Origin of the sequence: Nocardioides sp. LS1, from assembly GCF_003865225.1 — a bacterium.
Taxonomy (GTDB): domain Bacteria; phylum Actinomycetota; class Actinomycetes; order Propionibacteriales; family Nocardioidaceae; genus Nocardioides; species Nocardioides ginsengisegetis.
The window spans coordinates 1,163,379-1,176,786 of sequence record NZ_BIFF01000002.1 but is presented as its reverse complement, the minus strand read 5'-3'; the positions used below and the strand labels follow the sequence as shown (position 1 = coordinate 1,176,786).

Annotated in this window: 17 protein-coding genes (1 of these 17 running past the window's edge); 13 read left to right on the top strand and 4 right to left on the bottom strand. The window is 71.3% G+C overall.

All coding sequences use genetic code 11. The features are described 5' to 3' along the window. From EJF31_RS10575 to EJF31_RS10560, 4 genes are all read left to right on the top strand, one after another. Positions 1–124 carry the end of an MBG domain-containing protein gene (locus tag EJF31_RS10575; protein WP_185736200.1) on the top strand. Its footprint begins 497 nt before the window's first position, so 124 of the gene's 621 nt are visible here — the last part of the coding sequence; its start codon lies beyond the left edge, outside the window; its stop codon occupies positions 122–124. Between the two features lie 65 nt (positions 125–189). Further along, positions 190–1,443, top strand: a complete 1,254-nt coding sequence (locus tag EJF31_RS10570) for an Ig-like domain repeat protein (RefSeq protein WP_185736199.1) — start codon at positions 190–192, stop codon at positions 1,441–1,443. A 154-nt stretch (positions 1,444–1,597) separates the two neighbouring features. Continuing rightward, positions 1,598–1,888: a hypothetical protein gene (locus EJF31_RS10565; protein ID WP_125037003.1), complete on the top strand. Its 291-nt coding sequence runs from the start codon at positions 1,598–1,600 to the stop codon at positions 1,886–1,888. Between the two features lie 27 nt (positions 1,889–1,915). Beyond that, positions 1,916–2,572 (top strand): hypothetical protein, encoded by a 657-nt coding sequence (locus EJF31_RS10560; protein WP_125037002.1) that lies wholly within the window; start codon positions 1,916–1,918, stop codon positions 2,570–2,572. Between the two features lie 3 nt (positions 2,573–2,575). On the opposite strand, the gene EJF31_RS10555 is transcribed toward EJF31_RS10560, so the two are convergent. Together EJF31_RS10555 and EJF31_RS10550 are read right to left on the bottom strand one after the other, a co-directional pair. Then, positions 2,576–3,982 carry an ATP-binding protein gene (locus EJF31_RS10555; RefSeq protein WP_260430764.1) on the bottom strand — a complete coding sequence of 469 codons (1,407 nt, stop codon included), beginning with the start codon at positions 3,980–3,982 and terminating at the stop codon, positions 2,576–2,578. Beyond that, entirely contained in the window at positions 3,979–4,662 is a 684-nt protein-coding gene (locus EJF31_RS10550; protein ID WP_125037001.1) for a response regulator transcription factor, read from the bottom strand. Before EJF31_RS10550 ends, EJF31_RS10555 begins: the two co-directional genes overlap by 4 nt. Positions 4,663–4,876: 214 nt before the next feature. Between EJF31_RS10550 and EJF31_RS10545 the strand changes: the two genes are divergently transcribed. After that, positions 4,877–6,091, top strand: coding sequence for an MFS transporter (locus EJF31_RS10545; RefSeq protein ID WP_260430763.1), 1,215 nt, complete (start codon positions 4,877–4,879; stop codon positions 6,089–6,091). Here the strand turns inward: EJF31_RS10545 and EJF31_RS10540 are convergent. Then, complete coding sequence (locus EJF31_RS10540; RefSeq protein WP_125037000.1) at positions 6,075–6,263, bottom strand: hypothetical protein; 189 nt, start codon at positions 6,261–6,263, stop codon at positions 6,075–6,077. The genes EJF31_RS10545 and EJF31_RS10540 overlap by 17 nt on opposite strands. A 172-nt stretch (positions 6,264–6,435) precedes the next feature. On the opposite strand from EJF31_RS10540, the gene EJF31_RS10535 reads away from it, so the two are divergent. From EJF31_RS10535 to EJF31_RS10525, 3 genes are all read left to right on the top strand, one after another. Continuing rightward, positions 6,436–6,921 carry a glutathione peroxidase gene (locus EJF31_RS10535; RefSeq protein WP_125036999.1) on the top strand — a complete coding sequence of 162 codons (486 nt, stop codon included), beginning with the start codon at positions 6,436–6,438 and terminating at the stop codon, positions 6,919–6,921. An 89-nt stretch (positions 6,922–7,010) separates the two neighbouring features. Then, positions 7,011–8,384: an NAD-dependent malic enzyme gene (locus tag EJF31_RS10530; protein ID WP_125036998.1), complete on the top strand. Its 1,374-nt coding sequence runs from the start codon at positions 7,011–7,013 to the stop codon at positions 8,382–8,384. Between the two features lie 25 nt (positions 8,385–8,409). Next, positions 8,410–8,841, top strand: a complete 432-nt coding sequence (locus EJF31_RS10525; protein ID WP_125036997.1) for an SRPBCC family protein — start codon at positions 8,410–8,412, stop codon at positions 8,839–8,841. Here EJF31_RS10525 and ppgK read toward each other — a convergent pair whose 3' ends face one another. Beyond that, on the bottom strand, positions 8,842–9,585 hold the full coding sequence (ppgK, locus tag EJF31_RS10520; RefSeq protein WP_125036996.1) for a polyphosphate--glucose phosphotransferase: 744 nt from the start codon (positions 9,583–9,585) through the stop codon (positions 8,842–8,844). Between the two features lie 99 nt (positions 9,586–9,684). Between ppgK and EJF31_RS10515 the strand changes: the two genes are divergently transcribed. From EJF31_RS10515 to EJF31_RS10495, 5 genes are all read left to right on the top strand, one after another. Continuing rightward, positions 9,685–10,236 carry a DUF4232 domain-containing protein gene (locus tag EJF31_RS10515; RefSeq protein WP_125036995.1) on the top strand — a complete coding sequence of 184 codons (552 nt, stop codon included), beginning with the start codon at positions 9,685–9,687 and terminating at the stop codon, positions 10,234–10,236. 73 nt (positions 10,237–10,309) lie between these two features. Further along, the gene (locus tag EJF31_RS10510) at positions 10,310–11,083 is read left to right on the top strand and encodes a maleylpyruvate isomerase family mycothiol-dependent enzyme (RefSeq protein ID WP_125036994.1); all 774 of its coding nucleotides are present in this window, start codon (positions 10,310–10,312) and stop codon (positions 11,081–11,083) included. 78 nt (positions 11,084–11,161) lie between these two features. Next, complete coding sequence (locus EJF31_RS22475) at positions 11,162–12,595, top strand: fatty acid desaturase (protein ID WP_125036993.1); 1,434 nt, start codon at positions 11,162–11,164, stop codon at positions 12,593–12,595. Then, entirely contained in the window at positions 12,595–12,786 is a 192-nt protein-coding gene (locus EJF31_RS10500; RefSeq protein WP_125036992.1) for a ferredoxin, read from the top strand. The genes EJF31_RS22475 and EJF31_RS10500 overlap by 1 nt, the downstream gene beginning before the upstream one ends. 22 nt (positions 12,787–12,808) lie before the next feature. After that, a complete protein-coding gene (locus tag EJF31_RS10495) occupies positions 12,809–13,399 on the top strand; it encodes a TetR/AcrR family transcriptional regulator (RefSeq protein ID WP_260430762.1) in 591 nt (196 codons plus the stop codon). Positions 13,400–13,408 lie beyond the last annotated feature (9 nt).

Genomic DNA, 13,408 nt, shown 5'->3' with positions numbered 1-13,408 from the left:
GCGGGTGTGGCGAGTGTGGACTACACGTTGCCGGCCGGGACGGCTGTGGGTGAGTACACGATCGTGGCGACCTATTCGGGGACCGGCAACTTCGATGGGTCGATGGACAACTCGAAGAAGTTGACGGTCGGCAAGCGGGGCACCACCACGACCGCGGTGGACAGGTCCTCGACCTATTCGGAGCAGTCGGTGCAGGTGGCCCTGTCCGCGACGGTCGCGGCGACCGGCTCGTCGGTGGGTGCCGGCACGGTGAGCTTCCAGGTCAAGTCGGGTGCCACCAACGTGGGTGCGGCGGTGACCGGTGCCGTGAGTAGTGCGGGTGTGGCGAGTGTGGACTACACGTTGCCGGCCGGGACGGCTGTGGGTGAGTACACGATCGTGGCGACCTATTCGGGGACCGGCAACTTCGATGGGTCGATGGACAACTCGAAGAAGTTGACGGTCGGCAAGCGGGGCACCACCACGACCGCGGTGGACAGGTCCTCGACCTATTCGGAGCAGTCGGTGCAGGTGGCCCTGTCCGCGACGGTCGCGGCGACCGGCTCGTCGGTGGGTGCCGGCACGGTGAGCTTCCAGGTCAAGTCGGGTGCCACCAACGTGGGTGCGGCGGTGACCGGTGCCGTGAGTAGTGCGGGTGTGGCGAGTGTGGACTACACGTTGCCGGCCGGGACGGCTGTGGGTGAGTACACGATCGTGGCGACCTATTCGGGGACCGGCAACTTCGTGGGGTCCACCGATGGCTCCAGGAAGCTGACGGTCAGCAAGCGGGCCACCACCACCGTGGCGGCGGCGGTGTCGGACCAGACCTACTCGGCGACTGCTACAGCGCTGTCGCTGTCGGCCACGGTCTCGGCGATCGGCTCCTCGGTCAACGCCGGCACGGTGACCTTCCAGGTCATGAAGGCAGGCACCGTGATCGCTTCCGGCACCTCGACAACCGTTGCGGGAGGGGCAGCCTCCAAGGTGCTGACGCTCCCTGCAGGTGCGGCGGTGGGGCCCTACACCGTGCTCGCCACCTACAGCGGCACCAGCAACCTGGTCGGGAGCGAGGGAAGCCGTGGGTTCAGCCTCCTCTACGGATGGAACGGGTTCCTGCAGCCCGTCAACGACACTGCTCACCAGACCGGCCTGAACGAGAGCAAGTTCAAGCTCGGGCAGACCATTCCGGTGAAGTTCGACCTGACGAACCTTCAAGGCCAGGTCGTTCAGCAGACGGGTAGCCCGACGTTCTCCAGGTCAGACAACCTGGGTGCCTGTGACGCGACTGCATCAGCGGACACGGTGCCCACCGTCTCGCCCGACGCGTCGGCCGTGTACACCAGCACGGGTGGTCACTATCAGTACAACTGGAGCACGAAGGCCATGACAGCGGGCGAGTACAAGGTATTCGCGAACCTCGCAGATGGCACGAACCAGTTCGTCTACATCTGTCTGACGAAGTAGACGGCGCTCAAAACCAGAGGTCGGACCATCAGGGGAGATGCCGCTGATGGTCCGACCTCGTCGTGGTGACAACGGGCTCGGAGGACAGGGCTCCTGGTGATTTCACCCACCGGGGTCTGTCCACGGAGCCGTGCCTCGACATAGGTTCCCCTGCATGGGTGACCACTGGCGCACCGTGGACTGGCGAGCCGAAGTCCGCGACGCCGACCTTCTCGGGGAGATCGAGCGGTCGGTGCGAGCCCGACTGAGCGCTCTCGCCCACCTGCCATGGCTCGACGACGAGCGCGCGACGCTCCTGGACCACCTCGTGCCCCTCGGCGCGAGCGCCCTCGAACGCATCGACACCGTCTCGCGGGTCGCCCAGGAGCTGGACCGCTCCACCGACGACCAGCGCTCGGCGTTCTTCGCGGGTCTCCTCGGGCGCGCCGCCCCGGCGACCGCCTGACCCGTCGCCGCCCGGGATACTGGCCCGGTGAAGCGCGGATTCAGCACCAAGGCCTGGCTGCTCATCGCCCTCGTGGCGGTGATGATCAACCTGCCTCTCGTGCACAGCTCCATCACGAGCTGGCGTGTCGACCGCTCCGGCGTCGACGTCACCGCGACGGTGGTCGACGCCGAGACCGTTGCCGGCGAGAGCCCGCAGTACTTCGTGAAGTTCCACTTCAGCAAGGACGTCGACCCCGACCAGACGCTGTGGAGCGCTGACGTCGAGAAGGCGACGTACGACGACGCGAGCGCCAGCAAGCAGGTCGCCGTCCGCGTCCTCCCGGGCAACCCCGCGGCGTTCGAGGTCGACGGCCAGGCGCACAGCAGCCTCGGCCTGGTCGTCACGATCGTCGCCGACCTCGCCCTGCTCGGCATGGTGCTGCTCGCCTGGCGCTTCCGCGGCCGGCTGCGCCCCCAGCTCCGCGGCATCGCCGTCGACGACGTCGAGCGCTGCGCCCCGGGCTCCGCGCTCGAGCGCCTCGACGGCGACCTCTACCTCGTCCGCGGCGAGGTCTCGCACGTCGCCGATCACCAGGTCGTGATCGACCTGGGCGACCGCTCGATCGCGATCGAGCTCGACGGGCACAGCAACGACGTGGGCTACCAGCAGCCCGCGCAGGTGCGCGCCCGCCTCGTGGGGTGACCGTCAGGAGCGGTCGAGCGGGAGCAGCACACTGACGCGCATCGCGCCGTCGTGGGCGCACGCCGGAGCAGCCGCCACGGACCCGTAGGAGTGGTGGCGCCCGCCGCTGCACAGGCGGAGCTCACCACCCGACCGGACCACGAGTGCCTCGACGAGCGAGAGCCCCAACCCGAAGCCCTCCGTGGCCCGGGACTCTGGCGAGCGGGTGAATCGGCGGGTGGCGGTGGCGAGCAGCTCGGGCGACATGCCCGGCCCGCCGTCGACCACTTGGAGCCGGGCGCACTCGCCCACGGCGTCCACGCGCACCACGATGGGCGCGCCGCCGTGCCGGGCCGCGTTGTCGAGCAGGTTGCCCACGAGCTGATGCACGGCGGCGGGCGTCAGCCGCACCGGGACGGGGCCGGAGACCTCGGAGCCGGCGCCGCGGCGCCGCGCCTCCTCCGCCACGACGACGGCCAGGTCGCAGCCCTCGGTGTCCTCGGCGCTGCCGTGGCCCACGTCGAGGAGGTGCTCGGCCAGCTGCACCAGCCGGACCACGTCCGTCTCGATCTCGGCCAGCACGGCCTCGTGCTCGGCCACCGACCGGGTCCGGCGCCGGGCCAGCTGGACCCTGGTCGTGAGCAGGGTCAGCGGGGTGCGCAGCTCGTGGCTGGCGTCGTTGACGAAGTGCCGCTCGCGGTCCACCGCCTCCTCGAGGGCGTCCAGCATGGCGTTGAGCGTGTGGCCGAGGCGGGTCACCTCGTCGTCGCGCCCCTCCGGCACCTCCAGGCGGACGCCACTGGCGCCGGCGATGATGTCGTCCGCCTGGGCCCGGTAGCGGTCGACGGGGCGGAGCGCGAACCGCGCCAGGCGATCGCCGACGAAGGCCGTCACCAGCAACGCCCCGAAGAGCGCGGCGGCCAGCTGGCCGAGCAGCTCGAGCAGGGCCTCGTCGCGGTGGTCGCGTCGTACCGCCACGACGAGCACCGCCGCGGGCTGGGCCGGGCCGGTGGCGGGGATCCGGGTGGCGAGCACCCGCAGGGGGTTGCGGGTGGTCGGCAACAAGGCCCCGATGTCGCGGCGCACGGGCCCGTCCAGGGAGTCCCGCACGGTGGCCGGGGTGATCAGGGGCGAACCGTCGAGGGTGGGGCTGGAGGACAGGACCCGTCCCCGCCGGTCCAGCACCTGGTAGAGCTCGCTGCTCCCGAGCCGGCTCGCATCGGCCGTCGCGGTCCCGTCGGGCTGGATCAGGGGGATGAGGACCCGGGTGCTGGCGGCGAGGTCGCCGTCGAGCTGTCGGTCCAGGGCGAACTGCACGCGCCAGTAGACGAACCCGCCGGCCGCGGTCAGCACGACCAGCATCGTCGCGGAGAAGCCGGCGACCAGGCGCACGCGCAGCGGCAGCCGCGTGACGCGCTCGCGCAGGCTCACGGGTCGATCCGGTAGCCGGACCCGCGGAGCGTGCGGATCGTGTCGGTGCCGAAGGGCCGGTCGATCTTGGCGCGCAGGGCGGCGACGTGGACGTCGATGACGTTGCTGCGCACGTCGGTGTCGCCGTCCCAGACCTCGTCGAGGATCGTGAACCGGGTGACCAGTCGGCCGGCCCGGGACATCAGGAGCTCCAGGATGTCGAACTCCCGCGCCGACAGGGTGATCTCGGTGCCGCCACGGTGCACCCGCCGCCCCTCCCGGTCCAGGGACAGGTCGCCCACCTGCACCACGGCACCCTCGAGCTCGTCGGACCGAGCCCGCCGGTGCAGGGCCCGCAGCCGGGCGATCAGCTCGTCGAGGTCGAACGGCTTGCCGAGGTAGTCGTCGGCGCCCGCCTCGAGCCCCGCGATCCGGTCGGGCACGGACGAGCGGGCGGTCAGCATCAGGACCGGGGTCCGGACCCCCGCCTCGCGGAGCCGGCGGCAGACGGTCAGCCCCTCCAGCCCGGGCAGCATCCAGTCCAGCAGCAGGACGTCGTACGCCGCGTCGCCGACGTCCACGGCCGCCGCGAACGCCGCCCGCCCGTCCCCGACCACGTCCACGTCGAATCCGGCCTCGGTCAGCGACTGCTCGAGGAGGACGGCCAACCGGACCTCGTCCTCGGCGACGAGCACCCTCACGGCCTGCTCGTCTCACGGGTCCGGCTCACGCGCCGACCGTAGCCGTCGGACGATGAACGCGACATGAAAGCGATCCTGCTGCCGGCCGGTCTAGGTCCGCCGGGTGAAGGCGACCTAGAAGTACCCGCCGAAGGCGCGACATCCCGCAGCCACACGTCGGCGCGCAACCAGCCCACAGTCCCGGCAGTTGCGACGACTCGACCACAATGACCGCGTGACCGACGTACGAGAGCAGCCCACCTGGTCCCCGTGGCGCACGGTGGTGTGGTTCGGGGTGGTCAGCCTCGCCGCGGACATGGTCTATGAGGGTGCCCGGTCGATCACCGGACCGTTCCTGGCCTCGCTCGGCGCGAGCGCGCTCGTGGTCGGCGTGGTGACGGGTGCGGGTGAGGCCGCGGCGCTGGTGCTGAGGCTGTGGTCGGGGCCGCTGGCCGACCGGAGCGGGCGCTACTGGGCCCTGACGATCGTCGGCTACGGGCTGACGGTGGTGTGCGTGCCGCTGATGGCGGTGGCGCCGTTCCTCGGCGGCGCGGGACTCGCGTTCGGCGCCACGATGGTGCTGCTCGAGCGGACCGGCAAGGCGATCCGGAGCCCCTCGAAGTCCGCCCTGCTCGCCCACGCGGCACGGAGCGTCGGTCGCGGTCGCGGCTTCGCGGTGCACAAGGCGCTCGACCAGGTCGGCGCCTTCGCCGGTCCGCTGGTCGTGGCCGGGATGGTCGCGCTGACCACCCACACCTGGGCAGGCCTGGCCGCCCTCGCCGTCCCCGGAGTGATCGCGCTGGTGCTGCTCGCGGTGATCCGGGCGCGGGTGCCCGACATGACGGTGTACGACGAGCCGGAGGCGCCCCCCACCAGCGCGACCGGCGTGCGTGTCGACGCGCCGACGAAGCTGCCGCGCGACTTCCGGCTCTTCGCGCTCTCCTGCGCGGCCAGCACGCTGGGGCTGATGACCTTCGGGATCATCGGCTTCCACCTCGCCGACGCCAACCTGGTGCGACCCGCGCTCGTCCCGGTCGTCTATGCCGTGGCGATGGGCGTGGAGGCGATCTCGGCGCTGGCGACCGGCTTCGCCTACGACCGGATCGGGGCCAAGGTGCTGCTGGTGCTGCCGTTCCTCGTGGCCGCTGTGCCGCTGCTCGCGCTGGACGACCGCCTGGGTCTGGCCCTCACCGGCATCGTGGTGTGGGGGGCGGCCGTCGGCGTCCAGGACTCCACGGTCAAGGCGCTGGTGGCCGACCTGGTGCCGAGCGGTCGCCTGGCCACGGCGTACGGCGTGTTCGCGGCCTTCCAGGGCGCCGCGGCCCTGGCCGGTGGTGCGCTCGCCGGGTGGCTCTACTCCGGCGGGCGGCTCGACCTGGTGGTCGTGCTCGGCGCCTGCCAGGCGGTGTCGCTCGTGCTGCTGGCGGTCGTGCTCAGGCGGCGCGGCTGAGGGTGGCCGGGGCGGGGAGGACGTCGTTCGTCCCGTTCTCCGTCACCGACTCCTCCAGCGCGCTCGGCCGGCGCAGCTGAACGCTGGCGAACACGAGGACCGAGACCATGAGGACCGGTGCGAGCAGCACGAAGCCCATGGCGCCTGCGGTGAACACGGTGACGAACGACATCTCTCACTCCTGGGTGAAGGCGGGTGTGGACCGACTCCGTCGCGGGCCGGTTGCGGCCCGAGAGGACCGTGCCCAGCGCCGGTTATCGGAAACCTGGTCCAGACCTAGTTCGCCATGTGGTGTGCGACACGGTTGATGTTTGGAGTAACCCCCTGTTACGCATACTTGAAGCATGGCTCCCTCCCTCACCGACTTCTCCGCGCGCGCGATCGACGGCACCGACGTCGACCTCGCGACGTACGACGGCCAGGTGCTCCTCGTCGTCAACACCGCCTCCCAGTGCGGCTTCACCGGTCAGTACTCCGGCCTCCAGGAGCTGCACGACAGCTACGAGGACCGGGGGTTCAGCGTGCTGGGCTTCCCGTGCGACCAGTTCGGTGGGCAGGAGCCGGGCAGCGAGGACGAGATCGCGTCCTTCTGCGAGCGCAACTTCGGCGTCTCCTTCCCGCTCTTCGCGAAGGTCGACGTCAACGGCGACAACGCGCACCCCGTCTTCCAGTGGCTGCGCAAGCAGAAGAGCGGCCTGCTGGGCAACAAGATCCGCTGGAACTTCACCAAGTTCCTCGTCGACCGCGATGGCAAGGTGATCGGCCGCTACGCGCCGACCACGCCGCCGGAGAAGATCACCGGCGACATCGAGAAGGCGCTGGCTGCCTGATCGTCGGACGCGGGTGATCGCGGTCACTTCTGGTCGTTGCGGTCGGAGGTGACTTGCTCGTAACCACGGGCCGAGAGCAAGGTGCTGGCATGGCCGCCACCACCTCGTCGTACTCCATCACCATGCGCCTCTACACGGCGCCGGACCACGGGGTGGTGGGAGCGGTCGCGACCGCGATCGCCCAGGCCGGCGGCATCGTGACCGCCATCGACGTGGCGGAGTCCAGCCACGAGCGGCTCGTCGTCGACGTGACCTGCTCGGCCAGCGACGCCGACCACGCCAAGCTGCTCGAGGCCGCGGTCGACGCGGTGGCCGGCGTCGAGGTCCACAAGACCAGCGACCGGACCTTCCTGCTGCACCTCGGCGGCAAGATCGAGGTCGCCTCCAAGGTGCCGCTGAAGAACCGCGACGACCTCTCGATGGCCTACACCCCCGGCGTCGGCCGGGTCAGCATGGCGATCGCCGAGCACCCCGACGACGTCTGGCGGCTGACGGTCAAGGGCAACTCCGTCGCGGTCGTCACCGACGGCTCGGCCGTCCTCGGCCTCGGCAACATCGGCCCCGGCGCCGCGATGCCGGTGATGGAGGGAAAGGCCGCGCTGTTCAAGCGCTTCGCCGACATCGACGCCTGGCCGATCTGCCTGGCCAGCCAGGACACCGACGAGATCGTCCGGGCCGTCGAGATGATCGCCCCCGGCTTCGGCGGCATCAACCTCGAGGACATTGCGGCCCCGCGCTGCTTCGAGATCGAGGCGCGGCTGCGCGCCAGCCTCGACATCCCGGTCTTCCACGACGACCAGCACGGCACCGCGATCGTCGTGCTCGCCGCGCTGACCAACGCGCTGCGCGTGGTCCGCAAGCAGCTCGCCGACGTGCGGGTCGTGGTCTCGGGCGGTGGCGCCGCCGGCACCGCCATCGTCACGCTCCTGCTCGCCGCCGGCGTCACTGACGTGGTCGTGGTCGACCGGGCCGGCGCCCTGTCGGCCGACGACGACACCCTCGCCCCGGCGCACCGCGAGCTGGCGGCCGCGACCAACCCCCGCCGCGTCACCGGCGACCTGCACACGGTGCTCGCGGGCGCCGACGTCTTCATCGGCGTCAGCGCGCCGGGCGTGCTGCAGCCCGAGTGGATCAAGGACATGGCCGACGACGCGGTCGTCTTCGCGCTGGCCAACCCCGACCCCGAGGTCGACCCCGCCGAGGCCGAGAAGTACGCCGCCGTGGTGGCGAGCGGCCGCTCGGACTACCCCAACCAGATCAACAACGTGCTGGCCTTCCCGGGCGTCTTCCGGGGCCTGCTCGACGCGCGGGCCTCCGAGATCACCGTCGACATGCTGCTCCGGGCGGCCGAGGCGATCGCCCTGGTCGTCAAGGACGAGGAGCTCAACCCCAACTTCATCATCCCGACCGTCTTCCACCCCGACGTGCCCAAGGCGGTCGCCGCGGCGATCCGCGGTCACTGAGTGCGGGGAGGGCTAGCCTGAGCGCATGCCCAGCTTCGCGCACACCGAGACCGTCGCCGCCTCCCCGGAGCACGTCTTCACGATCATCGACGACTTCACCCGGACCCCGGAGTGGCTGACTCGCTGCACGGGCATCGACAAGCTCGAGGACGGCCCCAACCACGCCGGCCTGCCGCTGAAGTACCACTACAAGGACGGCAGCCGGACCGGCACGATGGACGGCGAGGTCGCCGCGCGCGAGCAGGACCGCCACCTCACCCTGCACTTCGTCGACAAGATGACCGACGTGACGGTCGACTTCAAGGTCGCGCCGATGGGTGCCGAGACGTCGCTGACCCACGAGATCACGATCCAGACCAAGGGCTTCGGCAAGCTCTTCACGCCGATGATCAAGCGGGCGCTGCCCAAGCAGACCCTCGACGCGATGACGAAGCTGAAGGCGCTCGCCGAGTCCTGATCAGCGGGTCGCGCAGAGCGCGGCCCCGACGATCCCGGCCTTGTTGCGCAGGGTCGCCGGGACGATCTCGGTGTCGATGTCGATCAAAGGCAGGAACTCGTCGGACTTCTTGCTGATCCCACCGCCCACGACGAAGAGGTCGGGCGAGAAGAGCATCTCCAGGGTCCGGTAGTACGTCGTGAGCCGCTCGGCCCACGTCGCCCAGGACAGGTCCTCGGACTCGCGGGCGCTGTTGGCGGCGCGCTTCTCGGCGCCGTGTCCGTCGATCTCGAGGTGCCCGAGCTCGGAGTTGGGCACCAGCACGCCGTCGTACACCAGGGCGGAGCCGATGCCGGTGCCGAGCGTGGTGACGATGACCAGGCCGTCGCGCCCGCGGGCGGCGCCGTACCGCACCTCGGCCAGGCCGGCGGCGTCCGCGTCGTTGACGACGTGCACGTCGCGGCCGGTCGCCCTGGTGAAGAGGGCGTCCGCGTCGGTGCCGAGCCAGGACTTGTCGATGTTGGCGGCGGAGTGCACCACCCCGTGGCGTACGACGCCGGGCACGGTCACGCCGACCGGACCCCGGGAGTCGGGGAACTGCTCGAGGATCCCCGCGAACACCTCCGCCACCGCCTCGGGGGTGGCGGGCTTGGGCGTCGTCGCGCGCACGCGCTCGGCCGCGAAGTCGCCGGTCCCGAGGTCGACGGGCGCCCCCTTGATGCCGGTGCCGCCGAAGTCGATGCCGAAGGGAAGGTCGCCGCTCATGGGCACAATCTCGCCGTCCGGAGGGCGGGAAGCAACCCCGGCGGCCCCGGCTGCGTGCCAGAGGTGAGGGCCCGTCCGGGCCCCGGACGGAGGACTACGATGGACATCAGGACCCGCCGGCACCCGATCGCCGCGATCGCCCCCACGGTCGCCGCCGCGCTCGCGCTGGCCCTGGGCGCCCCCACCCCCGTGGGCGCCGCGAGCGCGTCGGTCAACGGACCGTCCTCGGGGGACGTGCGCGTGTGCACCGGCCCCGACCTCACCGCGTCCAAGGGGGCCCTCGAGGGGGCTGCGGGGTCGCGCTTCCTCACGGTCCGCGTCACCAACGCCTCGGCGACCGCCTGCCAGACGATGGGCTACACGGCCTACCGGTTCCGCAACGCCGCCGGACCGATCGGGCACGAGTCGACGCCCAACACCGTCACCGACGGCACCGAGGGCGTCCCGGTCGTGATCGCTGCCGGGGCGACGGTGAAGTCGGTGCTGAGCTGGACCGACCCGGGGCCGACCGTGCCGAGCCAGTGCCACGCCAGGAAGACCACGGCGTTCCGGCTCAAGATCCACGACGTGGACCGCTACTACCGCCTGCCGCTGAAGGTCGACGTCTGCACGACGCTGAAGTACCGCCCCCACGGCACCCGGCTCCAGTGACGCGCGCCTGACGGGTCGGCCACCGGACGAAATATCGGAGGCCCGCGGACGGCCGAGGTGTCAGGCTCGGGGCATGCCCACCGAGCTCACCACGCCCCAGCACCTCGAGGGACTGCGTGCTGCCCTGGTCTCCTTCGTCCGGTACGCCGAGCGCGCCGGCCTCCGCGCGCCCGTCCCGACCTGCCCCGACTGGACCGTCCGGCACCTCGTCGCCCACCAGGGGATGGTGCACCGGTGGGCCGCGGCGGCACTGCGAGGCGAGCGGGTCGAGCCGGACGACCTCGAGCGGGAGGGCCGCTCCTCGCCCGACCCGCTGGAGTGGCTGCGCGACGGGGCCGTCGAGGTGGCCGCGGCGGTGACCAACGCGCCCGAGCGGGTGGCCGCGCCGGTGTTCCTGCTCGACGCCCCGCCGGCCCGGGCGTTCTGGGCGCGGCGGCAGTGCCACGAGACCACGATCCACGCCGTCGACGCGCTCGCGGCCTCACTGGGTCGCTACCCGCGCGGGTCGGAGACCTGGATCGACCCCGTGCTCGCCCGCGACGGCATCGACGAGCTGCTCGGCGGCTTCCTGCCCCGGCCGCGCTCGCGGCTGCGGCGCCCGGAGGAGACCACGCTGGTGGTGGCTCCCACGGACGGTCCCGACTGGTGGCGCGTGCAGATCGGCGCGCACCCGCCGGTGACCACGCGTCGTACGGGCCCGGTGGAGGAGGCCGACGTGACGCTCACCGGTCCCTCGGTCGGGCTCTACCTGACGTTGTGGAACCGGTCCGACGCCGAGGAGGACTGCGTCGACTCGCGGGGCGTGCTGGACGACTGGCGCGACCTGTCGGCGGTCCGCTGGGCCTGAAGTTTACAAAGATAGCCCTCTTGTCAAAGTGGTTTACAAACCCTATGGTCATGTAAACCCCGGCAGGAAGGTCCCCGCATGAGCACCGCCAACGCCACCGTCCCCCTCGGCTCGACCGAGGCGTGGAAGGACAAGAAGCGCTACCTGTGGCTGATCGGCCTCGTCGTCCCGAGCCTGGCGTTCATCGCCGGCGGGATGTGGGCGCTGACCGGGTGGGGCGTGTGGTTCTGGATCGGCCCGATCGTGATCCTCGGCGTCGTCCCGGCGATCGACCTGCTCGCGGGCCTGGACCGCTCCAACCCGCCCGACGACGCGATCGAGGCGCTGGAGAAGGACCGCTACTACCGCTGGATCACCTACCTCTTCCTGCCGATCCAGTACGTCGGCTTCGTCGGCGCCTTCTACGTCATCGCCCACGGCGCCGGCGGCTTCGGCGACCTGACCACGCTCGACAAGCTCGGTCTGGCGATCTCGATCGGCTGCATCGGCGGCATCGGTATCAACACCGCCCACGAGCTCGGCCACAAGAAGGAGGCCAACGAGCGCTGGCTGTCCAAGATCGCGCTGGCGCAGAGCTTCTACGGCCACTTCTACATCGAGCACAACCGCGGCCACCACGTCCGGGTCGCCACCCCGGAGGACCCCGCCAGCAGCCGGTTCGGCGAGAACTTCTACCAGTTCTGGCCGCGCACGGTCATCGGGTCGCTGCGCTCGGCCTGGCGGCTGGAGAAGCGGCGCTACGCCCGCAAGCAGCAGCACCCCTTCCGGCTCGGCAACGACGTGCTCAACGCCTGGCTGATGTCCGCGGTGCTGTGGGGCGGCCTGGTCGCCTGGCTGGGCGTGGGGATCCTGCCGTTCCTCGTCGTGCAGGCGGTCGTCGGCTTCTCGCTGCTCGAGGTCGTCAACTACATGGAGCACTACGGCATGCTGCGGCAGAAGGTCGGCGTCGGCGAGCGCCAGCGCTACGAGCGGGTCGACCCCTCGCACTCGTGGAACTCCAACAACATCGCGACCAACGTGCTGCTCTACCACCTGCAGCGGCACAGCGACCACCACGCCAACCCGACCCGTCGCTACCAGACCCTGCGCGACTTCGAGGAGAGCCCGGTGCTGCCCACGGGGTACGCCGGCATGATCGTGCTCGCGATCCTCCCGCCGGTCTGGCGCCGGGTGATGGACCCCCGCGTCATCGCCCACTTCGACGGCGACCTGACCCGCGCCCACCTCCAGCCCCGCAAGCGCGAGCGCATCCTCGCGGCGTACCCGCCCCCGGTGCCCGCCGACCGCGGCGCCGACGGCGACGTCACGGTGGCGGACGTCGAGGCGGTCGAGGTGCTGGCCGCGAAGTGCCCCGGCTGCTCCTACACCTACGACGTCAACGCCGGCGACGAGCACGAGGGCTTCGCCGCGGGGACGGCCTGGGCCGACATCCCCGCCGACTGGTGCTGCCCGGACTGCGGCGTGCGCGAGAAGGTCGACTTCATCCCCCTCAGCCGGAGCGAGGCCCTCTGATGCGCATCCACGTGGACCGCGACCGGTGCGAGGGGCTCGGCATGTGCGAGGCGATGGCGCACGAGTTCTTCGAGCTGGACGATGACGACGTCATGCACCTGCGCGACGAGACACCGGCCGAGGAGCACCGCGGGCAGGTGGCCGCGGCCGTGGCGTCCTGCCCGGTGCTCGCGCTGTCGCTGGTCGACTGACGCCGCTCCCTAGACTGGGTCCGTGACGACCGCCCCCGACCGAGCCCCCCTGACGGCGACGATGCGGGAGCGCGTGGTCGACGCGGCGGTGGCACTGACCACCGAGGTCGGCTGGGCCCAGGTGACGATGGCCCGGATCGCGGACCGGGTGGGGGTCTCGCGGCAGACCGTCTACAACGAGGTCGGCACCAAGCCGGGCCTGGCCGAGGCGATGATCCTGCACGAGCTCGACCGCTTCCTCGGCGTGGTCAACGTCGCCTTCGACGACGCCCCCACCGACCTGGTCGGGGCGATCCGGGGGGCGACCCGCGGGGTCCTCGAGCTGGCCCAGGACAACCCGCTCCTGCACGCCGTCGTCTCCGCGACGCACGGCGCCGACACCGAGCTGCTGCCGCTGCTGACGACCCACGCCGAGTCCCTGCTCGCCGCGGCCAAGATCGTCATCAAGGACCGGATCGAGCCCTACGCCCTCGCCCTCGACGACGAGCACCTCGAGGCCGCCATCGACATGGTCGTCCGGGTGGTGCTCAGCCACGTCATGCAGCCCTCGGCCTCCCCGGCCGACACGTCCGACGACATCGCCTGGATCGCCGCACGGGTGCTCCGCCCCTAGTCTGCAGAC